The following is a 21,696-nucleotide window of genomic DNA, read 5'->3' as shown; positions in this document are numbered from 1 at the left end:
AATTTAAACAGCATATTTGGTTTCATATCATGCTCAAAATAGGAGAATTCATCTATCCGTGGGGAAGTGGTCACTATTCTAGAATGATGAGACTAAATGATGTTCTAGGAGAACATATCAAAGAAAAATTTGAAGTTCATTTTTCTAGTAAAGATCATGTTTATGAAAAATTATTAAAAAAATTTCCTGATCAAAAAGAAAAAATTCATGAAATTTTAATGCCAACTCCAATTGATGGAAAGTTTGGTCCAAGTGTTTCAAAATCATTAATGAATTTATTATTACCAATTTCAAAAAATCCATCACTAGTTAGACAAATTACAAATTATTTGAGAGAAGAAAGAAAACTCTACAATAAAGAAAAATTTGATCTTGTAATTAACGATGGTGATATGGGTTCAAACATTCTAGCAAAAAATAGAAACATTCCTAGTTTGTTTGTAACAAATCAGTTTAGACCTAAACTATACAATTCAAGATCATATCTTTATCCATCATTAATTTTTATTGCAAAGCAAATTGCTAAAGCATCAAAAATTCTAGTAGCAGATTCACCACCACCATATACAATGTGTGAATATAATCTAAATTTTATCAAAGGATTAGAAGAAAAAATTGTCTATGTAGGGCATTTTACAAATAGTAAAGAAATTAAAAAAGAAAATATCTCAAATCTTGAAAAACTAGTACAAGACAATGAATTTGGTTATTGGATGAGAACTGGAAATAAATCAACTAATGATGGAACTGGTCAGAGATATGAAGAAGTATTTCATCAAGATGAAATGAAAAAAGAAAAAAGAATAATTTCACATGCAAGAAATAATTCCAGTATAGATACAGTGTTAGGAAAAGATGGAAAAAAGTATTCTGTAAAAGAAGCTTTGGATAAAAAAATAGATTGGATACAAATTGATATTGGTTTTCTTTCAGAGCAAGAAAAAGATACAATTCTAAATTTATGCAAGTATGCAGTTGTAAATGGTTCTCACACGGTAATGGGTGAAATTATGGGAGGAAAATCAAAACCAATAATTGGAATTCCAATTTATGATGAGCATACAAACAACATCAGATGGGCTGAAGAAAAGAATCTAGGCGTGTTGGCCATTAAAACAAACCAAGTAACTAAAGGAATATCCAAAATTAAAGAAAATTACGCAGAATTTCAGGATAGTTTGAAGGAATTTTCAAAGAATTTTGTTCCCAATGGGGCAGAAAATTCAGCAAAAATTGCTGCCCAAATATTAGAAGAAAAGAGATAATAGATTATTTTGATGATTTTTCTCATCTGGCACGCGGGATTTCGATGGGCGAACGGACCGCAAGGGATGATGAAAAAATCCGCGTGTCAGATAATATCGATCAGCAGAGATTGTGGGAACGCTTTTATGGAAAAAATTAAGCCAAATCAACAGTGCCTAACTGTCCTGAATGTACATCACGAGAGAAAAAGAAAATAGAAACAAAGTATGTGGAGGATTTCCCAGAAGAAGAAGACAGAAGCCGAGATGCATTATTCAAATTATTTGATGAAATTGACATTCCAATGAAAATGGATGAAAAAAACAGAAGACATTTCATTTGTAAACGATGTGGATTATACGCAACAAGAGAAGAAGTTTCAGATATCAGATTCAAGTTAAATCAAAGAGAAAGAACACGTGATGACAAACATGATGACTATCTAGAATGGTGGTCAAAAAGTAAAAAAGAAAAAGCAGAAAGTTAGAGTGGTTTACCATGGTAAAAAAGAAAGAAGATGAAATTCCAGAATGGGTTACTGATGAAATTCAAAATGCAAAATTTAAGAAACCTGAAGAAATTAAAAAATCAGGATATATTCTAGAATTCTATTATGAAGACAATAAGGTGGATGTACAATTGTATGATGCAGTAGAAGATGGACGACATATTGTAACTATGGATGTTGCAAAAGATATCAAAATTGATGATTTACTAAAAGGTGAAGTATACGAATTTATTTTTGATCAGCACAAAGCCCCACTAAGCAAAAAAGTGTCAGAATTCCTAGAAAAAGAAAAAGAGATAGAAATGAAAGCAATTTATCAATTTGAATTAAAATCACTAGAACTCTTAGAAGTAGGCTCAAATGAATCTGCAGAAGAAGATCTAGAAGAATAAACTTAATCTTTTTTCATAGAATCTAATTGTTTTTTGAAAGCCTTTCCTAAAATTGGATTGATAAGATAGGGGAATGTGTTTTTGATCCATACTGCACCTCGTACTACAGATGGTACTATAATTTCCAATCTATGGGAATTTGCTGCTTTTAGAATTGTTTTTGCCACAGTTTTAGAACTAAGTGAAGTTGGAGAAAATTTTGGCATTTTTTCAAATGATGGATGATCAAAGAAATTAGTTCTAACCATAATAGGACTAACAACGGTAATTCCAACTCCAGAATTTTTTAATTCATGTTTAAGACCTTCTGAAAAACCCAACATTGCAAATTTTGAAGCACAATAAGATGCAATTCCAGGTAAACCAAAACTAGCAGCTACTGATGCCACATTGACAATATGTCCTGATTTTTTATCCAACATTGATGGAAGGAAATTTTTGATGCAGTAAATCATTCCAAAATAATTTGTCTCCATCTGTGATTCAATATCATCAATACTAAGATCAGTTACAGAACCATAAATTGCAAAACCAGCATTATTTATTAAAATATCAACTGAATCAAATTTTTCTAAGACTATTTTTGACATTTCTTTTACTTGAACTTTTTTGGATACATCACATTGACAAACTAAAACAGTTACATTGAATTGTTTTAATTCATTTGAAACTTGTTCAAGTTTCTCTTTTGTTCTTGAAACTAGAACAATATTTGCACCTTTCTTTGCAAATTCTATTGCAGTATCTTTACCAATTCCTGATGATGCACCAGTGATTAGAACAACTTTATTTTTAAAATCCACAAATCAAAAAAATCAATTAAAGATAAAGTGGTTTCTATAGTAGTTTTTTACCGTATAAACACTAAATTCAGGCTCAAATTAAATAATTTCATTACTTTATTCTCTTTTTACTTCAATTGTATGAAAAGAAGGAGAACCAATTGTAATCAAAGGATCTGTGCTTTCAAGAAAAAATAATTCAATTTGATAAATGCCAATTTGGTTTGGTATCCATGCTATTGATGGAGAAAATGATTGACCTCTTTTTAGAATATCTTTAATTTGATGTGTTTCTACAGTGCCATCTGGATTGTTAATTTCTACAACATAGACAAGAGGTTGATCTTTGTATTTACCATATGCCAAATCAGCTATGATTAGGATCTCTTGGTTTAAGTTTGCATATGGTATTGAATTTCCTGAAACATCTGTTACTCGTGTACTGGCAACATGAACATCATATCGTCCTGGAAGACTAAGTGAAGGATTATACTTTATCCAACCTCGTTCATCTAGTTTTTTTGTAGTTTCTAGTTTTACACAATAAGGAATATTTTCAACTGACTCATAATCAAATGAATGAATTAAAATTAAATCATCTTTACATACAATATCAAAAGGAGAAACGCCATTTTTTACTTGTTTAAAGGGAGAAAAACTTGTTTGTTCATTTAGTTCCTTTAGGAATTTTGTTTCTTTTTTTATCATACTCTCCATGCATTGTTTTGAATATTCAGGATTTTCAGCAAAAATAATGATTCTGTTATCCCCTGAGATTATTGAAAATGTTATCTCACGAAAATCATCTGTTTTTGTTTCTTCATACTCTGTGTGTTTGCCAGATCTATCAATTTGAAAAATATCATCTTCACATGATGAATTTTGTGGATCCAAATTATCTCTAGGAATGTTTATAGTCATTTTCCCATGTTGATAGTGACCAGCAAGTATCGAAAATGACAAACTCTGTTTATCTTTATTCAAACAAACATCCCACACCAATGCTCCCATTTCTCCAGTAGGAACTGAAGATCTTTTCAAATCAAATGAATATTCCAGATCATATAGAGGAATCTCATTTGTTGGACAAGTATATAGAAAAGGACCACTTCCAAAAGAAGAAGGAATCAAAATCATACTTGCAAAAACTATTCCAGTTCCAAAACAAACACTCAACAACTTTACAATACTCTTAACTGAACTCACCATTCTAATTTTTCCTAAGAACTTCATAAAGTGTTCTGCTTTAAGATAGTGGTTTCTATGAAGACTGTGATTTTGGTATTTTACTCAAGGCTAATTTTACCAAAAGTAGCCATGTAATTACAATTGGAACATAATATGTTGCAATTCTCCATCCAATTACTGCATCCCAGGCTACTACTCCTTCTGAAATTTCAAATGCAAAGGGATCTAAATTATTAATATAAGCTATAATTCCAAATTCTGCTAAACCAGAACCTCCTATAGTAATCGGTAGATTCCCAATTGCATTTGCACCCATTACTGCCATAATAGAATCAAATGCATTGATAACAAATCCTGTTCCCATTGCAATAATCATAAATGAAATTCCATAAAATGACCATGAAGCTAAAGAAAACAAAAATGAAATTGTAAAGATTTTCTTAGACTCAGAAGTTTTTAGGTTTTCTCTACTCATTGTACATACTTCTTCCATCCAGATATTTGTTTTCTCAATTGCTTTAGTACCCTTTTCTTTTGCAAATCTCTTTGCAAGATTTTCTAAAACTTTGGGAACTTGGAATGTATGTTTAGATGAAAGGAAAAACATTACCATCCACAAAGATGTAATTATAACACTAGTAGCTAAAATTACTGCAGCAACCACATATGCACCACTTAACAATGCAATTATTCCTGCCATTATTGATAACAGCCCTGCTGCAAATACTTCAGTTACAATATCCATAATTGCAATCCATGCAGATTTTGCAGGCTTTGCTCCTTTTTTATGCAAATAATAAATTACAACAAATTCTGCTCCAATAAACATTGGAGTTGTAAATTTAATAAATTCACTACCAACTCTAACACCAACTAATTTTAAAAATGAATCAAAATCTCCAAGATATTTTCTTGTAATGTATGCAAATTTGATTCCCTGTAATACTAATTTTATCATCATGGCAACAATTGCACCAATAAATGGAAATATTCCAATTGCAAGAACATCTTCTATTTGAATATCAAATTGAATGGCGATTATGAAAATGGGAATTAAGGTAATAGGAATAGCAATTATTCTCCAGTTCATTTGATGGTTTTTTTGAGGAATCAAATATGAAAGTTGAGTACATTACCAGTCAGGGAAAATTGTCGCCTAGAACTAGGCATAGAAATTATACTGAATCAGAGATTTTGGGATTATTATGAAGTTCTTGTTTAATCTCATCAAATAATGAATCTAGCATATCATAGTCTGAAAGATTCCTATCTTTGAGTAATTTTACTACTAAATCTTTGAGATGAGCTTCCTTTTCAAAAGTAGTTTGATTCACAAATAAGATAAAATTCAATCAGATATAGATCAGGTGGAATTATTTCATCTTTTTGAATACCAATTTGGTATTTTTAATCATAATAATATCAAAACCAAGCTAGTTTGAAATATAACCAAATAAGAAAATTAGACGGATTGAAAACAATTTTTGTTTCAGGAACTGCAGGTTCTGGGAAATCTTTGCTCACATCAAAGTTACTGGATTATTATGCAAGAAATGGAGCATTTGCTGCAATTTTGAATTTGGATCCAGGTGTAGATAATATGCCATACACTTGTGATATTGATGTTAGAGACTACGTTGATTATGTATCAATTATGCAACAGTATGAACTTGGTCCAAATGGTGCTATGGTTATGGCAAATGATTTGATTGCATCAAAAATTGATGAAATCCAAAATGATGTAAATAAAGTAAATCCAGATTACCTAATTGTAGATACACCCGGTCAAATTGAATTATTTGCATATCGTTCTAGTGGACGATTTATAGTAGATAATATTTCAACTGAAGAAAAAACAAATATTTTTCTTTTTGATGGATCTCTAATTACTTCACCAGTAAATTTTGTTTCAATTGCATTACTTGCAACATCAATTAGATTACGTTTGAATTTACCAACAATTAATGTTCTAACCAAAACAGATCTCATTGGAGATAAATTAAGAAATATTTTACAGTGGTCTACAAATTTGAAAACATTAGAAAATGCAATTGGAAATGAGACCGATGGTGACACATATACACTAACTACAAATATTTTACGAGGGTTGAATTTAGGAGGATTTGCCCAAGGATTAATTCCAATATCTAACCTTACAGGAGAGGGGTTTGGAAATCTTGAAGGTGCGCTAAGCAGAATTCTTAATTTGGGCGAGGAGGTAGAAGGTTAGTTGGTATCAAAAGTTACAGTCAAAGCACCTTCATCAACTGCAAATTTAGGTCCAGGGTTTGACGTATTTGGATTAGCTCTTGACGCATTTTATGACACAGTCACATTAACAAAAATAAAAAATGGAATTAAAATAATTACAGATGATAATATCCCTACAAATCCTGAAAAAAATACTGCAGGATTAGTAGTAAAAAATATGATGAAAAAGTTCAAAATTAAAGGTGGTATTGAAATTAAAATAAAGAAAGGAATTCCTGCAGGATATGGGATGGGAAGTAGTGCTGCATCAGCTGCAGCAACAGCAGTTGCATTTGATAAATTATTTGGATTAAAACTAGATGGGAATTCTTTGGTAGAATTTGCAGGATCTGGAGAAAAAGCAAGTGCGGGTACAGTTCATTATGATAATGTTGCAGCTTCTGTTTTAGGTGGATTTGTAATTGTAAGAACAAATCCTTTAGATGTAATCAGAATTGATCCTCCATCAAATTTGAGGATGTGTGTAGCTGTTCCAACAATTAATGTCCCAAAGAAAAAAACAAAGGTATCAAGAGGAGTTATCCCAAAAAAAATCAAATTATCTGACAGTATTTTGAATTTATCAAATGCTGCTGCAATTGTTGTAGGATTTATGAAAAAAGATTCAGAAATTATTGGGAATTCGATTAAGGATGTAATAGTCGAACCTGCAAGACAACATATGATCCCAGGATTCATCAAAGTAAAAGAAAATGCCATCAAAGCTGGTGCCCTAGGTGTCACTATTAGCGGTGCAGGACCTTCAGTAATTGCATTTTCAAAAAGTTCAGCAGATTTGAAAAAAATTAGTTTATCCATGACTAAAGGATTTACCTCTGCAAATACAAAATGTCAAACTGTGATTTGTAAACCAAGTAAAGGTGCTGCAGATAAAAGAAAATAGTTGAATAAATTATGAAGAAAGCAGTTATTGTATTTAGTGGAGGAGTTGATTCTGTTTGTGCCGTTTCATATTTAAAATCAAAATATGAATTGTATGGTATTACATTTTCTTATGGACAAAAAGCTAATAGTGAAATTGCTGCAGCTAAATCTTTTGCAAAAAAATTGGGGTTAAAACAACACAAAATAATCGATATTGGTTTTATGAAAGACTTGTATGGAAATTCTAATGTTTTAACGAGTTCTAAAAGAAAAATCCCTAGTAAATTTGAGTATTCGATTGTAGTACCAATCAGAAATGCAGTATTTCTATCAATTGCTTCAGCCTGGGCTTTTACACTAAATGCATCTCTGGTAGTATATGGTGCTCATACTGGAGATAAACACTATCCAGACTGTAGACCAGAATTTGCAAAAAAGCTGGAAAGCGCATTTAATCAAGGCGAAATTGATGGAATAAAATCAAAGCTACGAAAAAATATTGAAATTTGGTCGCCATATAGAATGGGATTATCAAAAAGTGATTTACTAAAATCAGGAATGAAAGTTTTAGGAAGTTCTATTTTCAAGACATGGAGTTGTTATTCAAATAAAAAATATCATTGTGGAGTTTGTGAATCTTGTAATAATAGAAAGATTGCATTTGAAAAAGCTGGAATTACAGATAAAACAAAATATCTTAAATGATTCTAATAGCTATTTCTAAGAATTTTCTTTTTTAGAATTAAACCTCTAATTCCAATATACCAAATTAAAAAGAATGCGCCAACAATTCCCATAAACATGTAATTTTGTACTTCTGGGGTTAATCCTTCAATTGAATCAGTAATTTTACTTGAAGTTAACATTGAGATTGCAATTACAATAATACATTCAATTGCATACCATGTCCAATTTGGCCATGATTCTTTTGGAATGTGAATGTATGGATTTGCTCCCATGTTTTTGATCAAAAATATTGATTATTTAATTTTTCAGTATTCTCTAAAAGGAGAGATCTGAGGCACGGTTTCGAAGTAGTGACATTATGCCTGCTTTTTCTTCTTTATTTTCATAAATTCCTCTAAATGCAGAGGACGAAAGTGTTGCGTCATTTTTTACGCCACGCATCTTCATACAAAGATGTTCAGCATCTGCTAAAACTACTACTCCCTTTACTCCTTGAGAATGTAGTTCATCAGCAATATTTTTTGTAAGTCGTTCCTGAATTTGAAGTCTTTTTGAATATTTTTCCACCAATCTAACAAGTTTTGAAATTCCAAATACTCTACCATTTGGAGAATATGCAATGTGGATTTTTCCATAAAACGGTAACATGTGGTGTTCGCACATTGAGTAAAATTGAATATTTCGTGCAATTACCACATCAGAATCTTCTGAAAATTGAACAGATAATTCTGAATCTGAATCATATCCACCAAAGATTTCTTTGTACATATTTGCAATTCTTTCAGGAGTTTCACGTAATCCTTCACGTGTAGGATCTTCTCCAACTTCAATAATTAATTCTCTAACAAGTTTTTTTACACGTTCTTGATCCATTGATATTCAAACAGAATTTTTCTAGTATTTGAACCTAATCTGATTTTTAGGCAGGTGCTAATATTATGGAGCACCAATGAATTTGTGTAATTGAGGAACTACCTTTACATCAATGTAATGAGGAAATACCAAATCATATAATTCCAATAAAAGTTCTAGTGAAGGCTCAGAAATTCCATATGTAGGCTGAATAATAAAACCGTCAATATCATCTTTAGATATTTTATCAAATATTTCTTGCACTAATTTTGCAAATTCATTTGGCTGAGTTTTTGAACTAACTACAATTTTGATGTAGGTTGTTTTCTTTGATTTAACAGATGATTGGAGACATTTCATTGTATGGCTAATTAATTTTTCATAATGTTTTGAATCAACAAAATCAGAATCTTTGGTTTTAAATTCAATTTTAACAATATCAATAAATGGTAATACATGATTAAATCTATCAATATCAAAACAAGATGATTCTAGATATGTCGGAATTTTTTTATTTTGAATATGTTTTGCAAGCAATGCAACTGCCTCATGTTGGATTAGAGGATCACCGCCTGTAAAATTTACTTTGTAAGTTTGGTTCTTTAAGTTAGAATCAATTAGATGGTTTGCATCTTCAATAGAATATTCCGTTCCAGAAGTAAGAGGAAGCGATTCTTTTGTATCACAATAAAAACAAGTAAAGGGACATCCTGCCAATCTCACAAAGAGAGTTTTAGTTCCATAAAGAATTCCCTCACCTTCAACTGAAGTAAATATTTCAAATAATCTAACTTTCAAGTAATAATTGTAATTTTTTTCATTATTTATTCAGTGAGTTTCTAATGCATTACTGGTTCTTTTGTATAAAATAAACCCGAAATAAAGAAAATTACTCCCAAGATTCCAATTGTACTTCCTATGAGTTCTACTTGATTTTGGAAATCTCCTTCAATTGGAGCCCATAACCATGCCATCAAAGCACCAACAATAATCATTGGAATTCCTACTCCAACTATGATTGCTTTAGAGGCCATGCTAAATGCTGCTTAGAAAATGTATATGAATTTTATGATAATTTATTACGATGAATTTTTAATTTCTGTCAATTGTTTTGCTAGATCTCTTAATTGTTCATTAGCAGTTTCAAATTCACCATCATTCAAATTTTGTTTAATATTTTCAAGAGTATCTCTTGCATCTAACAAATCTCCCTCATCTACTCCATCAATTTGAGAAAGTCTAGAAAGAGTTTTTTCTACTTGTAATATTCTGGACTCAAGTCTATCATTTTTTGTTAATTCAAACTGATCTTTTAAAGACATAATTTTTCTTATTTCATCAATAATTTGACGTGGATCATCCATTGAAGATAGACTATCCTTAGCAAATTCTAATTTTTCAATAATTTCATCAGAAACGCCTTGATTTTTGGCATTTTCTATTAATCTATCAAGTTGTTCCAAATATTTTTGGACATACGCTTTAGCCCGTTGTGACTCTTGTTCTGATGCCTTTTCACGTAGTTCTTTGTTGACATCTACAATCGTTTCTTTGATTTCATGAATTGTGTCTAATGCTTGAGCAAATTGATGATCACTAATTTGTTGTCTGGCTTTTGAAAATAATTCATCTAATTCAGAAAAATTAATTGAAGCATCATGTTTTTTTGCAATAGTTTTTAGATTATCTACGTAAGATTGTAATCTTTGAAGATCATTAGATGGGTTTTGTACAGTATCTTTTACAGATGAAACTTCATCTTGAGATGTAACATTAGATGCTGAAGTTGTTAGATGTCTAGAAATTTCTTTGAAAATTTTCATAGCTGAAAGGAAATGCTCATTTGCAGCACTTGTATCATCATTTGCTAATGATTTTTCTAGAGATTCAACTTGTTGTGTTCCTTCTTCAAATAATTTCTTAATTTTATCAGAAGAATCATCTGAAATTTGATTACTGATTTGTTCTTGTGTACGTTTTACAATTTTTAGAATTGCAGGATCATCTGCAGCATATGCACTGGTGGTTATACCGCCAAAAGCCATACTTGCAACTAAAATTAACAAAGCAAAAGATATTACAGAGTTCATTCCTCTTCCTCCAAATCTTTCTTTAATTTGACTAGATTTTGCAAGTCTTTTTTGGCAATTTCAATTACTCCTTGTCTTTCTAATCGTTTTACTGCTCTCCACATTGTAGTTCTAGGTTGTAAGAATTTTTTTCTTAAATCACTTTCTAAAGCTTCCCCTCCATTTGCAGAAATAAATTTAATAATTTCTTTATCATCTTCACGCATATCAGGTCTTAAATTCAAGATATTTTCAGCGTCAGTTGTATCAGTTTTAATTTGTAATTCAGAAATAACTTCAGATTGTTCTACTAAGGAAGATTTTGTTTGCTTTCTTTTTATCATAATAGCTGCTCCAGCAATAACTGCTACAACAGGAAAAACAACTAGTGCAATTGTACTTACATCATCACTTGGTTGTTCAGGCATTGTAGTTGGTGGTTGTGTAGTTGGTGGTTGTGTAGTTGGTGGTTGTGTAGTTGGTGGTTGTGTAGTTGGTGGTTGTGTAGTTGGTGGTTGTGTACTTCCAAAAATATAATTGATTTCAGACAAACCTGAATTCAAATCTAATTTTGTTTGATCATTTATCAAAACCATGTTTGATGGTAATGCATCCATTCCGACAATAATTGAATTTCGTGGCATCAGTAACGAGTAATCAGTTGGAGAATCTAAAGTAAAAGTCCAAACTCTCCCTTCTTTAGAAATTAAATCGTGAATATCATAATTAATTGAAATAGAAGAAGAACCAAAAGTGTCAATTATTGCTTTATCATCAATAATTTCACTAGATAGCAAAAATCCATTTTCACCTACAACCACAAAATTATCAATCGATGAACCAAACAGACTCACTTCATAATCAGGATCTAGAGGATCTACTTCTAGCTGAGATGAAATATGTGCTGAGCCATCTGAATAAAGGGTTAGATCAAGCATACGAGTAGAACCGAATGAGGTCTGAATTGGCATCGTTAGTGCAACAACCATTAAGCCAGCAATTATCAAAGGTGCCTTAACCATTGTTTCGAGGATACCCTCAGTCCTTACAAAAAGCATTCCATCTTCCCGAAGAGACTCTTTCCTATGGATTGGTACGATTTCTGGATACATATGCTCAATACCTTAGATTCATGCTTTCGACTAGTCCCTGAAATCTCTTGAATTCCTGGAAAAACTGAAGTCCTTTTTCAGTTATCAAAAAGACTCTATTTCTGTCGTTTTTGACGGATTCGACTAAGCCTGCTTCTACCAGTTTCTCACATTTGTCTAGTACTGCATAGTGAGATAGGTTGGCTTTGCGAGAGATTGCAGATACAATGACTCCACCACGACCGCCATCAGCGGTCACGTCTAAGATATCACCCATAATGCCCATTTCGGACCTGTATTGTTGTTTTGACATGCTCTAGTATAGAATAATGTAGTTTATGAGGAACATTCTGAAACTTCACAGCGGAACGCAAAGCGGAACACTAGTTTCATCAGGAAAATTGCTCAATTTTCAATGATTTTGAATATATGAATGAAAATGTAAAAAATATCATGCCTAAAAATATTTTTAAATATCCCTATTTTTCTAAAAAAATTCTTTTTTAAAATTTTTTAGATAAAAATAGTGAATTTATCTCATTTTCAAGTAATTTTAATGAAATTTAGTATATAAAGAACAGGATGATTCCTTGCCGTTCCTAATCTATCATTTCGATAGTATCTTTTCATGGTAAAATACCAAATTCGAAATTTTGAAGCAGTAATTATCCTCTTGATGCTTGCTGCCTCACCTCTATCAGTCACCTATGCATTTGGTCAAAGTGATAGTAACGCTGGTGAACTTAGAGCAATTCTAACAGAAAAAGTAGTTGATGGAAAACTAAAAATCAATCAATATGCCTTGCCTGATGGACTATCTGAGACAGATTTGCAAAGAACTCTATCAATTGATGGTCAAATGTCTTGGGCTTATGTGAATTACAAGTCATACAATGCAGGAATAGTCCTATTTGATGGAAAAGCTTCAAAGTTGGGAGAAAATCTATGGAAAATTTCAATAGATGAGGATATCTTGGATGAGCAAGTAATCTTTCAAGTAGTATTTTCTGGAAAAATTACAGAATCAGATGAGGAAAATGTGATAGCAGTTTCATTGATGAATTCCGTGATTAAAAATCCCGAAACTGCCCAAAATCTCAAATTACTAGAAATAGGAGAATTGATCATCAATTCAATTGATTCCAACCAAGAATATAGAAAATCAATCCGGTGAAATATCACCATTTTTTTCTTTAATTGACTAAAAATCATTCACAAGGTCAGCTTTGAGATGCAGTGTAACTTTTTATTCCCATTTTGAAAAGTAAATCATAAAATGTTTGATAAATTCAAAAATGAAGAGGGTGGAGAAATGGTAGAAGAAAGAACTGACAATAATAATACTGAAGAATCCAATTCCACAATAGAATCAACCAGTCAAATTGGAATTGGGGAATTAATGGGTAAACGGGCAAAATTAGAAGAAGCAATAGATTACGTTGGTTTAATGATTAAAAATCTAAAAGATAAGAGAACTTTACTTGAAAAAGATATTGAAGAAGAATCAGTTGATATTAAAAATTTGAAAGAAAAGCTTCAGAAGGTTAGTGAATACATTGAGGAAGAAAACAGAGGTATTTCAGAACTTGCCAGTAAGAGACAAAAAGTCGAAAATGAGGCAGATGAAGTAGGTTCTATCATCAATACATTAAGAGACAGACTTTCTGGTGTTGACAGAGTAATTGATGAAGAAGGAAATAGAGTCAAAAAAATTAAAGATTCTAGAGATGCATTTAATGAATAAATTTTAAAAATTAAAGATATTTGCTAGTAGATGCTTCTTGAATATCTGTTGGAACTGAAGGGAACATTTGTCCTGCTGAACTTTCAGCAACAGCAGCAGCTTCTTTTAAGATACTTTCAGATTCTGCACTGGTTGTTGCATCCATTCCAAATGCTGCATCTCCTGAGAAACTTTCTGTCATAAAGCCACCAAGCATTTCTGCCATTTGACCAATTTCTTGCTCAGCACCAGGCATAATTTTTCCAAGAGAAGATTTTAGATTCTTCATCAATCCCATTGTTGGCATTATGGCTACTACAGTATCTCCAAGATCACTGCATGTAGTTAATCGTAATTCTATTTGTTCTAATGCTATTCTAGCACCACTCAAAATTTTTGATACTTTTCTTACTTCAGCTAATTCATTTCCAAGAACTTTGGTTGTTTGAGTATCATGTTTTTGTGTTGCATCTACTATTCGTTGGAATAATTTTGCATCACGCTCTTGTAAACTGGATAACATAGTATCTAATTTTTTAATTTGAATTTGTAATTTTTTAATTCCTTCCTGAACTCTTGGTTTTAAAGCACCTTTAGGCTTGATAGTATCATTGATTTTTTCACCAATTCCAGGTTTTTGTTGCTTTGACCATTTATCGGATAATCCAGGCATGAGTTAGATTTTAGAATATGTACTTAATTTCCAGTGTAAAGAATGGTTCACAGTTAATAAAAAATTACTAGCTAAAATTGAGTATTTTGAATTTTTTCTGAGCAAATTAAATGTCATATGAGCTAAAAAATATGAAAGGGATTTTCTAATCAAAATGTAGAATTTGAATTCCAGTAAAGGAATTTAGAACGTATATTTAGAATTCATTGTTTTTATGATTCCATCACGATTTTTATACTCTAACTGTAAATTATGTTCTAATCGTTTTATAGTTTCTAAATGAGTTTCTTGATTTTCTGATTTAGGATTTTCTAATTCGTATTTCTTATGCTCTTCAAGTTTATTGATTCTTTCTTCATTAACTTTTAGTTGTTGATCAAGTAAGTCTAATTGAATTTTACAATTTTCACATATTAATGATCTATCTGTTTCAATATTAGACATAGAACCACATTTTTTACATTTAAAATCCATTTACAAAAAATGTATGGTGATTCTAAAATTAAGCGTATTGATAGAATTTATTTTTATAATACAATTTAATGCATATTTTATTGAATAAAAAAATCATCATAATTCCGATATTAGTTATATTAGCAATTATTGTAGTAGGTTCTCCATCAAATGAAACAAATGATAAAAAAAATACTTTATTTCATGTAACCCTTGCTGATCCTAATCTTTACGTTAATGGCGTATATACTGAGGAATTTATTCTTGAGAAAGGGGAATATTATTTCAGATTTGTTCCAAATGGCAGTAGTCCAAAAATTTTATCAATCACATTAAATGGAGATACATTTTCTTATTCTGAAGACTTTCAGTTGATAGGGACACAACATCAAACTGGAATCTCTGAATATTTTACATGGAATTATGATGGACAGAAAAATATTATTAATTCAGAAATGCAAAAAGTTTCAATTACAATTAATCCAAACGGAGAAACTATTGGTTCTGTATCTGTAGATATCTTAGAAAATTAAAAAGGCGTATACCCCTTAGTTACAGAACAATGAGAGATTTCCTCTCGTTGTCAGTTGTTAAACAACTGAACCCTTTTTTCGTTCTGCGGGGCTACGCTGATTTAGTCGATAGGAATTATATCTTTCGACATTAATTATAATAGGAACTTTAAGTATTTAAAATTTAATATAAAATTCTATAATAAATTATTAATTTTTATATAAATATTCATGACTATTTTTAATTAATGGATCTATAAATTACGAATTTTAGTTTGGATGTTGTTGAGATTAACTGGTAAGATTGCTCTAGTAACTGGTGGAAGTCGTGGAATTGGATTAGCAACTGCAAAAATTCTATCAGAAAATGGTGCCACTGTAGCAATTACTGCAAAAGATAAAGACCGATTGGAAAATGCGGTAAAAGAGATTCCTAACGCAATAGGAATTGCAGCTAATATTAGAAATTCAAAAGATGTAAAAAATGTTGTAAATAAAATAATTGAAAAATTTGGCAAATTAGATATTCTTGTAAATAATGCTGGAATCTTTCCTAAGATAAAACAATTACATGAAATTGATGAGGATGAATGGAATGAGGTATTAGATGTAAATCTCACAGGACAGTATAGATTTACCAAGGAAGCAATTCCTCATTTACAGAAAACATCTGGTTCAATAATTAACATTTCATCAGATGCTGGAATAAAGGCATATCAAGGATTTAATGCAGATGCGTATTCTGCATCAAAAGCTGCATTGATTTTATTAACAAAATGTTGGGCATTAGAATATTCTAAAGACAAGATCAGAGTAAATTGTATTTGTCCAGGAGTTGTAGACACAGATATGACAAAACCATTTTTGAAGACTGAAAAAGACAAGGAATTCATGAATAGTGAACATCCTATCGGTAGAATTGGACAACCAGATGAAATTGGAAAAGCAGTTTTGTATTTTGCCTCAGATGATGCATCATGGACAACAGGTGCAATATTGACTGTAGATGGAGGAGAATCAATTAAATGAATTCACAGGGATTTAATACAACACCTAAGGAGAAAACATATTGAAAGATAAAAAAGCAAAAGCAAAATTGATCATACTTTTAGGAATTATTTGGGTAGTAATTACACTGCCTTTACCATGGATAGTTAATAATCCAGAAGTATCAACGGTACAATTCAACACTATTCTTGCCATTATTGGAGTAATGTCAATTCCATTCATTGTTCTCGGAGTAGTCTGGACTCTAAAACCAGAACTCACAACCTAGGTATTTTTAATTGCAAGATATTCCCATTTCTAACAAGATTCCCGAATTAGATATTGCCATCAAGGCTGCAATTGATGCAGGTAATGCAATTTTAGAAATTTATCAAAAAGATTACAAAACATCTACAAAAAGTGACGATTCTCCAATTACAGATGCTGATTTGAAAAGCAATGATGTCATTAAAGATATTTTATCCCAAACAAAACATTGGATATTATCTGAAGAAGATAAGGATAATCTAGGTAGGTTATCACAAGAGACAATTTGGATAATAGATCCTCTTGATGGAACCTCCGATTTCATTGACAAGACAGGTGAGTTTACAGTTATGATTTCCTTAATTAAAAATAAAAAACCAATTCTTGGAGTAATTGGATGGCCTACAGAGAATACATTGTTTGTTGCACAAAAAGATAGTGGAGCATTTAGATTTTCAAATGAAAAATGGGAAAAAATTTCAGTAACAAAGATTTCAGAAGTCCCAAAATGTAGAACCGTAGGTTCTAGACATCATTTATCTGAGAAAGAAAAATCATTCATCAAAAAATTAGGAATTGAAGATTTCACAAGTATTGGAAGTTCATTGAAAGTCGGAAAGATTAGTTCTGGTGAAGCTGAAGCATACATTACAACAACAAACAAAATGAAAGAGTGGGATTCAGCTGCCTCTTATTGTATCATTTCAGAAGCTGGAGGTAAAATGACAGACATGTTAGGAAATGATCTTACTTACAACAACAAAGATGTGTATCATCAAAACGGAATTCTTGTTACAAATGGTTTAGTTCACAATAAAATAATTGAAGAATTTAAAAAATTATAGTAGGTTTCTTCCTTTAAGGAAGTCCTTTACTTTTTGTGCGCTGTCAGAAAGTGAATCATGTTCTGTATCAACTACCAAATCTGCTTTTTCTGGAGCTTCATAAGGATCATCAATTCCGGTAAATCCTTTGATTTCTCCTTTTCTAGCCTTGGCATACATACCTTTGACATCTCTTTCTTCACATTTTTCTAGTGAACATTTTACATAACATTCTGCAAACTGATCACCTGCATCAATAATTTCTCTAGCATTTTCTCTGTTCTCAAGATATGGAGATACAAGAGATACTGCACTTGGAACACCATGTTTTAACAAAAGCTTAGCTAAATGAGCAACTTTTTTGTTATGCTCATCACGTCCTGCTTTTGAAAAGTCTTTTGGAGAGAACCATTCTCTTAGTTCATCACCGTCAAGCATTGCCAAATTTGGAATATCTTTTTGCAAATCTTTTACAATCGTAGTCTTTCCTGAACAAGGAAGACCAGTCATCCAAAGAATGAAAGGTTTCATGAATAAATTTTCTAAATAACCCATAAAGAGCTTACGTTAATTTTTTGCCCAGGGTTGATTTTCTAAATAATCAATATCTGCAATTAGTTCCTCAACTTTTTTCACAATTGCAAAAACTGATCGATATTGTTCATACATTTCAATTTCTTCTTCTTTTGATAAAACTTCAGCCTCTGCGGTATCAAAAAATTTGTTTTCTTTGTTAAGATGATCATTAAGAAAAATAGCATATGTTCTAAGATATCTTGATACTGGTTCTTGTGCATCCTCACCATTTTTCCATCTTTTTAGATGGTGTGATATTTGTCTGGCAATATTTCTTCCAAATTCATGTTCTATCATAAATTTTCGAATTTCTTCTTTTAAAGAATCATAGCTTGCAACGCATGGAAAATACGAATCTTCTTCTCTTGAATGATGAATAGTATCAACAAATTCTGAAATAACTATAGTAATTTTTGTTAGATCTGAAAATGGGATTTTGGTTCCTTTGTATAATTCAGAAGCACATTTTGATACTATTTTTTCTAGTCTTCTAACTTGATCGTGATCAGCACGTAATTGATTTGTGGCACTCATAATATTCACTCTGAATTACGTTATTTAAAAATCAGTAAAGAGCTAACGAATGTAGATTAATCGAGTTTAATTTTTATCCAGATCAATTTAGATTTAGTTATTAATGAATCCAGTAATTTTATCAATTTTGAATTTGTTTAGTGGACAAACCGATTTAATCGAGTTGCCCAAATTAGGCATAAAAATAATATCTGATAAATTAATTGAATTACAAACTTCTATTGGAACACTATCGGATGGTAATGGACCAATTGCTGAAGCCCATGTCATATTACTTGCTGCAGGTGTAGTTATTTTTCTAGGAGTGGCAGGAGAAGCATTCTTTAAAAAAACAGGTATTCCCGATGTAGCATTTTTAATGATTCTAGGTGTAATTATTGGGCCAGTATTTGGATTAATTCAGCCAGAAGCTGTAATTCAAGTTGTTCCATATTTTGCAGCTCTTGCATTAATTATCATCATGTTTGATGGTGGATTAAATCTAGATATCAAACATGTAATCAAAACTGCACATTTTTCAGTGACACTTGCAGTTCTAGGTTTTATTTTATCAGTTGTAATGATTACTCTTGCAGCTCACTTTGCTTTAGGTTGGTTATGGTTAGAAAGTATTCTCTTAGGATCCATCGTGGGTGGAAGCAGTTCAGCAATTGTATTTGGTCTAGTTAGAAATGTCAAAATTTCAGAAGAAACTAAATCAATGCTAAGTTTTGAATCTGCATTAACTGATATTTTAGCTACAATTATTGCATTCATATTATTTGAAGCGGTACTAGCAGGTCATTTTGATCTTCAAACTTTACAAGAAACCATAGGACGTGCAATTGTTGTTGGTTTAGTACTTGGATTTGGAGTTGGAATTCCTTGGATGTATGTTTCAACAAAGCTTGGAAATGCTCAGCACGCCTATATGCTTACACTAGGTGTTTTGTTTGTTTTATTCTTCTTGGCAAATTCATTTGGAGAATCAGGAGCATTGACTGCATTAGTATTTGGTTTGATGATTGGAAACAAAGTTCATCTAGCAAAAATTCTCAGATTCAAACTTCCAAGAATTGAGCTTGATGATCCTACACATAACCAACTGATATTTTTGGTAAGATCATTCTTCTTTGTATTTGTAGGATTAATGGCAAGTTTTGGACAAATAGAGTATCTGATATTTGGAGTTTTGATTACTGTAGCTGTTTACTATGGAAGAATACTGGTAGGAAAAATTACTTTAACAAAAAGATTCTCGCTTTTGGATAGAGCAGTAACAAACTCTATGATCCCAAGAGGATTAGCTGCTGCTGTACTTGCAACATACCCAATTACTATGGGACTGCCTAATGCTGAAGCATATCCACAATTGATATTCTTTATTATTTTAACATCAGTAATAATTACAACCGCAGGATTAGCAAAATCAAAGAAAATTCCTCCACCAGAATCTGTTGAAGGGGGATTTGTGAAACCTGATGATGATGTAACAGAGGATGTAATTGAAGTAGAAAAAATATCTGATATTTCTTTAGATGATGCTGTTGAAGGGGGATTTATCAGAGACAAAGATGAAAAATCTGAAAAAGAATTGAACTAAGATTGTAATTTTTTTGTTATTGATTGAACGTATTTTTCACTATATTCGTTGAATAACTGAATTTTATTCTGAGCTAAAGCCATTGCGCCAGGTCGACTGTTGATATGGTTTTCAGAGTTTTTTTGCTCTTCTAAGAGTTTTTCAAGATTTGGCTTTGGTGTTGATTCTAATTCTGCAAGTAATGTTACCAGTTCTTTTTCAAGATTCTCTTTGGTATTAGGAAGTGCAGGCGGATCAGCACCTATAATTTCCTTAGTTGTAATATTTCCAAATACTTTTTTGTCCAAGTCAAGCAATAATGAAAAGTAAAATTAGCAGTATAAATTCAATTTCATTTTTATAAAATTTGAAAATATGAGTGCACTGCAATCAAACGTTTTATTTGTAAATAATTTCTAACTATTTTCATGACTTATTGTATAGGAGAATGCAAAAAATACAAAGCTCTCAAGCCAGCAGACATTGGTAGGTATGCTGCTGGGCAAAAAAGATGTAACTATTGTGAAGTGTTTGTAGAATATGAGGGATTAGCTTGTCCTTGTTGTAATAGACAACTCAGATGCCTCCCAAGAAGTAGAAAGGGTAAAGAAAAGTACATGGAACAAAATGTAGGATGAAAATTTATGCCTAAAAATTAAAGTTCTACTTATAAGAAATAAAATGTTAGAATAGGCATGGCAATTCCTGCAGACGTTGAAGAATTTGTAGAAAAACATATCAAATTAATGATCTCTCAAACTGAAACATATCTTCCATTTATCAGAGTAGCATTTCCATACTCAAATAATGTAGCAGATGGAGTATACAATCTAATTATTGGAAGCGCATTATCGATATTTATCAATCAATTCGCATTGAAAATGAAATATCCAACTGCTGATGATTTTACAGAATTTGGAAAGATTGCTTTAAAATATAGAGATCAAGTTGATCAGTTTTTTAAATAATTAAGCTATTTCCCCTAGGAAATGTACAGTATCATTTGTTACAACTACAGTCCTATCTTTTGGAACATGGTATAATTTTTTTGAACCGTTTGAAGATTGAACGATAAGTTTTGAAAATGGATCTTTAAGTGACTTGTAAAGAATTCCTTTATCCCCTACTGATTGAGACCAATGGGTTCCTTGTACAAATGAGATTGTTTGGAACTTTACAACTTGATATGAATAGACCATTTCTAATTAATTGTTAATTATTGCACTCATTAATGACTTTCCACCAATTAAAGCTGCAATTGAAAGACCAATGTTAGCTATCAAGTTTATTGCAAATGTGCCGTACTGACTTTGTTCAAGAAGATTATTGGATTCAAGTGCAAGTCCAGACATTGTAGTAAGTGAACCACAAAATCCAATTGCTGCAAATAAAGAATATTTTCCATCAAGATGCCATTGTTGAGACATTACAATAAAGGCACCAAGAATAAATGCTCCAAGGACATTGACTGCCAAAACATTGACAGGTATTGTGTTGAAAAGTAAAGGAGATTCAATTACTTTGAATCTTAGATATGCTCCAAGTACAGATCCAACTGCAAGAAAAACAAACTCTAATCCTTTCATCTACACAAGTGAATTAATTGACATTATTAGTGCTATTTGGATAGATTTTAG

33 protein-coding genes are annotated in these 21,696 nt (G+C 31.3%); 15 read left to right on the top strand and 18 right to left on the bottom strand.

The window, feature by feature from the left end:
* Positions 1-29: 29 nt before the first annotated feature.
* The 3 genes from C5F49_RS00240 to C5F49_RS00230 all read left to right on the top strand — a co-directional run bounded on the left by C5F49_RS00240 (position 30) and on the right by C5F49_RS00230 (position 2,145).
* Positions 30-1,265, top strand: coding sequence for a glycosyltransferase (locus tag C5F49_RS00240; RefSeq protein WP_179362776.1), 1,236 nt, complete (start codon positions 30-32; stop codon positions 1,263-1,265).
* A 152-nt stretch (positions 1,266-1,417) separates the two neighbouring features.
* Positions 1,418-1,732 (top strand): hypothetical protein, encoded by a 315-nt coding sequence (locus tag C5F49_RS00235; RefSeq protein WP_179362775.1) that lies wholly within the window; start codon positions 1,418-1,420, stop codon positions 1,730-1,732.
* An 11-nt stretch (positions 1,733-1,743) separates the two neighbouring features.
* Positions 1,744-2,145, top strand: a complete 402-nt coding sequence (locus C5F49_RS00230) for a hypothetical protein (RefSeq protein ID WP_179362774.1) — start codon at positions 1,744-1,746, stop codon at positions 2,143-2,145.
* A 2-nt stretch (positions 2,146-2,147) separates the two neighbouring features.
* Here C5F49_RS00230 and C5F49_RS00225 read toward each other — a convergent pair whose 3' ends face one another.
* The 4 genes from C5F49_RS00225 to C5F49_RS00210 all read right to left on the bottom strand — a co-directional run bounded on the left by C5F49_RS00225 (position 2,148) and on the right by C5F49_RS00210 (position 5,449).
* A complete protein-coding gene (locus C5F49_RS00225) occupies positions 2,148-2,948 on the bottom strand; it encodes an SDR family NAD(P)-dependent oxidoreductase (RefSeq protein ID WP_179362773.1) in 801 nt (266 codons plus the stop codon).
* 96 nt (positions 2,949-3,044) lie between these two features.
* A complete protein-coding gene (locus C5F49_RS00220; protein ID WP_179362772.1) occupies positions 3,045-4,160 on the bottom strand; it encodes a hypothetical protein in 1,116 nt (371 codons plus the stop codon).
* Between the two features lie 28 nt (positions 4,161-4,188).
* On the bottom strand, positions 4,189-5,205 hold the full coding sequence (locus C5F49_RS00215) for a lysylphosphatidylglycerol synthase transmembrane domain-containing protein (protein WP_179362771.1): 1,017 nt from the start codon (positions 5,203-5,205) through the stop codon (positions 4,189-4,191).
* A gap of 85 nt (positions 5,206-5,290) precedes the next feature.
* Positions 5,291-5,449, bottom strand: a complete 159-nt coding sequence (locus C5F49_RS00210; protein ID WP_179362770.1) for a hypothetical protein — start codon at positions 5,447-5,449, stop codon at positions 5,291-5,293.
* A gap of 137 nt (positions 5,450-5,586) precedes the next feature.
* Between C5F49_RS00210 and C5F49_RS00205 the strand changes: the two genes are divergently transcribed.
* Genes C5F49_RS00205 through C5F49_RS00195 form a run of 3 tightly spaced genes read left to right on the top strand, consistent with a single transcriptional unit; the run spans position 5,587 to position 7,955 of the window.
* Positions 5,587-6,345, top strand: a complete 759-nt coding sequence (locus C5F49_RS00205; RefSeq protein ID WP_179362769.1) for an ATP/GTP-binding protein — start codon at positions 5,587-5,589, stop codon at positions 6,343-6,345.
* Positions 6,346-7,269 carry a homoserine kinase gene (locus tag C5F49_RS00200; protein ID WP_179362768.1) on the top strand — a complete coding sequence of 308 codons (924 nt, stop codon included), beginning with the start codon at positions 6,346-6,348 and terminating at the stop codon, positions 7,267-7,269.
* Positions 7,270-7,280: 11 nt separating this feature from the next.
* Complete coding sequence (locus C5F49_RS00195; protein ID WP_179362767.1) at positions 7,281-7,955, top strand: 7-cyano-7-deazaguanine synthase; 675 nt, start codon at positions 7,281-7,283, stop codon at positions 7,953-7,955.
* Positions 7,956-7,957: 2 nt separating this feature from the next.
* Here C5F49_RS00195 and C5F49_RS00190 read toward each other — a convergent pair whose 3' ends face one another.
* The 7 genes from C5F49_RS00190 to C5F49_RS00160 all read right to left on the bottom strand — a co-directional run bounded on the left by C5F49_RS00190 (position 7,958) and on the right by C5F49_RS00160 (position 12,262).
* The gene (locus tag C5F49_RS00190) at positions 7,958-8,209 is read right to left on the bottom strand and encodes a hypothetical protein (RefSeq protein ID WP_179362766.1); all 252 of its coding nucleotides are present in this window, start codon (positions 8,207-8,209) and stop codon (positions 7,958-7,960) included.
* Between the two features lie 43 nt (positions 8,210-8,252).
* A complete protein-coding gene (folE, locus tag C5F49_RS00185; protein WP_179362765.1) occupies positions 8,253-8,810 on the bottom strand; it encodes a GTP cyclohydrolase I FolE in 558 nt (185 codons plus the stop codon).
* Positions 8,811-8,873: 63 nt separating this feature from the next.
* Positions 8,874-9,587 carry a 7-carboxy-7-deazaguanine synthase QueE gene (locus C5F49_RS00180; protein ID WP_179362764.1) on the bottom strand — a complete coding sequence of 238 codons (714 nt, stop codon included), beginning with the start codon at positions 9,585-9,587 and terminating at the stop codon, positions 8,874-8,876.
* Between the two features lie 41 nt (positions 9,588-9,628).
* A complete protein-coding gene (locus C5F49_RS00175) occupies positions 9,629-9,823 on the bottom strand; it encodes a hypothetical protein (protein WP_179362763.1) in 195 nt (64 codons plus the stop codon).
* A gap of 45 nt (positions 9,824-9,868) precedes the next feature.
* A complete protein-coding gene (locus C5F49_RS00170) occupies positions 9,869-10,879 on the bottom strand; it encodes a hypothetical protein (protein WP_179362762.1) in 1,011 nt (336 codons plus the stop codon).
* Complete coding sequence (locus tag C5F49_RS00165) at positions 10,876-11,970, bottom strand: helix-turn-helix transcriptional regulator (protein WP_179362761.1); 1,095 nt, start codon at positions 11,968-11,970, stop codon at positions 10,876-10,878. The genes C5F49_RS00170 and C5F49_RS00165 overlap by 4 nt, the downstream gene beginning before the upstream one ends.
* A 4-nt stretch (positions 11,971-11,974) precedes the next feature.
* Complete coding sequence (locus tag C5F49_RS00160) at positions 11,975-12,262, bottom strand: winged helix-turn-helix domain-containing protein (RefSeq protein WP_016940139.1); 288 nt, start codon at positions 12,260-12,262, stop codon at positions 11,975-11,977.
* A gap of 315 nt (positions 12,263-12,577) precedes the next feature.
* On the opposite strand from C5F49_RS00160, the gene C5F49_RS00155 reads away from it, so the two are divergent.
* Positions 12,578-13,123 carry a hypothetical protein gene (locus C5F49_RS00155; protein WP_179362760.1) on the top strand — a complete coding sequence of 182 codons (546 nt, stop codon included), beginning with the start codon at positions 12,578-12,580 and terminating at the stop codon, positions 13,121-13,123.
* Between the two features lie 102 nt (positions 13,124-13,225).
* Positions 13,226-13,693 carry a transcriptional regulator gene (locus tag C5F49_RS00150; protein WP_179362759.1) on the top strand — a complete coding sequence of 156 codons (468 nt, stop codon included), beginning with the start codon at positions 13,226-13,228 and terminating at the stop codon, positions 13,691-13,693.
* Between the two features lie 10 nt (positions 13,694-13,703).
* On the opposite strand, the gene C5F49_RS00145 is transcribed toward C5F49_RS00150, so the two are convergent.
* Both C5F49_RS00145 and C5F49_RS00140 read right to left on the bottom strand, forming a co-directional pair.
* A complete protein-coding gene (locus C5F49_RS00145; RefSeq protein ID WP_179362758.1) occupies positions 13,704-14,345 on the bottom strand; it encodes a Snf7 family protein in 642 nt (213 codons plus the stop codon).
* A 183-nt stretch (positions 14,346-14,528) separates the two neighbouring features.
* Complete coding sequence (locus C5F49_RS00140) at positions 14,529-14,819, bottom strand: hypothetical protein (protein ID WP_246275342.1); 291 nt, start codon at positions 14,817-14,819, stop codon at positions 14,529-14,531.
* Between the two features lie 80 nt (positions 14,820-14,899).
* Between C5F49_RS00140 and C5F49_RS00135 the strand changes: the two genes are divergently transcribed.
* The 4 genes from C5F49_RS00135 to C5F49_RS00120 all read left to right on the top strand — a co-directional run bounded on the left by C5F49_RS00135 (position 14,900) and on the right by C5F49_RS00120 (position 17,409).
* A complete protein-coding gene (locus C5F49_RS00135; protein ID WP_179362757.1) occupies positions 14,900-15,331 on the top strand; it encodes a hypothetical protein in 432 nt (143 codons plus the stop codon).
* A 264-nt stretch (positions 15,332-15,595) separates the two neighbouring features.
* On the top strand, positions 15,596-16,339 hold the full coding sequence (locus C5F49_RS00130; protein WP_179362756.1) for an SDR family NAD(P)-dependent oxidoreductase: 744 nt from the start codon (positions 15,596-15,598) through the stop codon (positions 16,337-16,339).
* 40 nt (positions 16,340-16,379) lie between these two features.
* The gene (locus C5F49_RS00125) at positions 16,380-16,586 is read left to right on the top strand and encodes a hypothetical protein (protein WP_179362755.1); all 207 of its coding nucleotides are present in this window, start codon (positions 16,380-16,382) and stop codon (positions 16,584-16,586) included.
* Positions 16,587-16,596: 10 nt separating this feature from the next.
* Entirely contained in the window at positions 16,597-17,409 is an 813-nt protein-coding gene (locus C5F49_RS00120) for a 3'(2'),5'-bisphosphate nucleotidase CysQ family protein (RefSeq protein ID WP_179362754.1), read from the top strand.
* Here C5F49_RS00120 and cysC read toward each other — a convergent pair.
* Positions 17,404-17,919 (bottom strand): adenylyl-sulfate kinase, encoded by a 516-nt coding sequence (cysC, locus tag C5F49_RS00115; RefSeq protein ID WP_179362753.1) that lies wholly within the window; start codon positions 17,917-17,919, stop codon positions 17,404-17,406. The two genes, C5F49_RS00120 and cysC, sit on opposite strands and share 6 nt — an antisense overlap.
* A 36-nt stretch (positions 17,920-17,955) precedes the next feature.
* Complete coding sequence (locus C5F49_RS00110; protein ID WP_179362752.1) at positions 17,956-18,498, bottom strand: hemerythrin domain-containing protein; 543 nt, start codon at positions 18,496-18,498, stop codon at positions 17,956-17,958.
* A gap of 103 nt (positions 18,499-18,601) precedes the next feature.
* On the opposite strand from C5F49_RS00110, the gene C5F49_RS00105 reads away from it, so the two are divergent.
* Positions 18,602-20,080, top strand: coding sequence for a cation:proton antiporter (locus C5F49_RS00105; protein WP_179362751.1), 1,479 nt, complete (start codon positions 18,602-18,604; stop codon positions 20,078-20,080).
* On the opposite strand, the gene C5F49_RS00100 is transcribed toward C5F49_RS00105, so the two are convergent.
* A complete protein-coding gene (locus C5F49_RS00100; RefSeq protein ID WP_179362750.1) occupies positions 20,077-20,376 on the bottom strand; it encodes a hypothetical protein in 300 nt (99 codons plus the stop codon). The two genes, C5F49_RS00105 and C5F49_RS00100, sit on opposite strands and share 4 nt — an antisense overlap.
* A gap of 111 nt (positions 20,377-20,487) precedes the next feature.
* Between C5F49_RS00100 and C5F49_RS00095 the strand changes: the two genes are divergently transcribed.
* Both C5F49_RS00095 and C5F49_RS00090 read left to right on the top strand, forming a co-directional pair.
* On the top strand, positions 20,488-20,697 hold the full coding sequence (locus C5F49_RS00095) for a hypothetical protein (protein WP_179362749.1): 210 nt from the start codon (positions 20,488-20,490) through the stop codon (positions 20,695-20,697).
* A gap of 57 nt (positions 20,698-20,754) precedes the next feature.
* The gene (locus tag C5F49_RS00090) at positions 20,755-21,027 is read left to right on the top strand and encodes a hypothetical protein (protein ID WP_179362748.1); all 273 of its coding nucleotides are present in this window, start codon (positions 20,755-20,757) and stop codon (positions 21,025-21,027) included.
* Here C5F49_RS00090 and C5F49_RS00085 read toward each other — a convergent pair whose 3' ends face one another.
* Both C5F49_RS00085 and C5F49_RS00080 read right to left on the bottom strand, forming a co-directional pair.
* Positions 21,028-21,258 carry a hypothetical protein gene (locus C5F49_RS00085; protein WP_179362747.1) on the bottom strand — a complete coding sequence of 77 codons (231 nt, stop codon included), beginning with the start codon at positions 21,256-21,258 and terminating at the stop codon, positions 21,028-21,030.
* Positions 21,259-21,264: 6 nt separating this feature from the next.
* Complete coding sequence (locus tag C5F49_RS00080) at positions 21,265-21,645, bottom strand: fluoride efflux transporter FluC (protein WP_179362746.1); 381 nt, start codon at positions 21,643-21,645, stop codon at positions 21,265-21,267.
* Positions 21,646-21,696 lie beyond the last annotated feature (51 nt).

It is taken from the genome of Nitrosopumilus oxyclinae (assembly GCF_013407165.1).
Lineage (GTDB): Archaea > Thermoproteota > Nitrososphaeria > Nitrososphaerales > Nitrosopumilaceae > Nitrosopumilus > Nitrosopumilus oxyclinae.
This window is presented reverse-complemented; position numbering and strand designations above follow the sequence as displayed.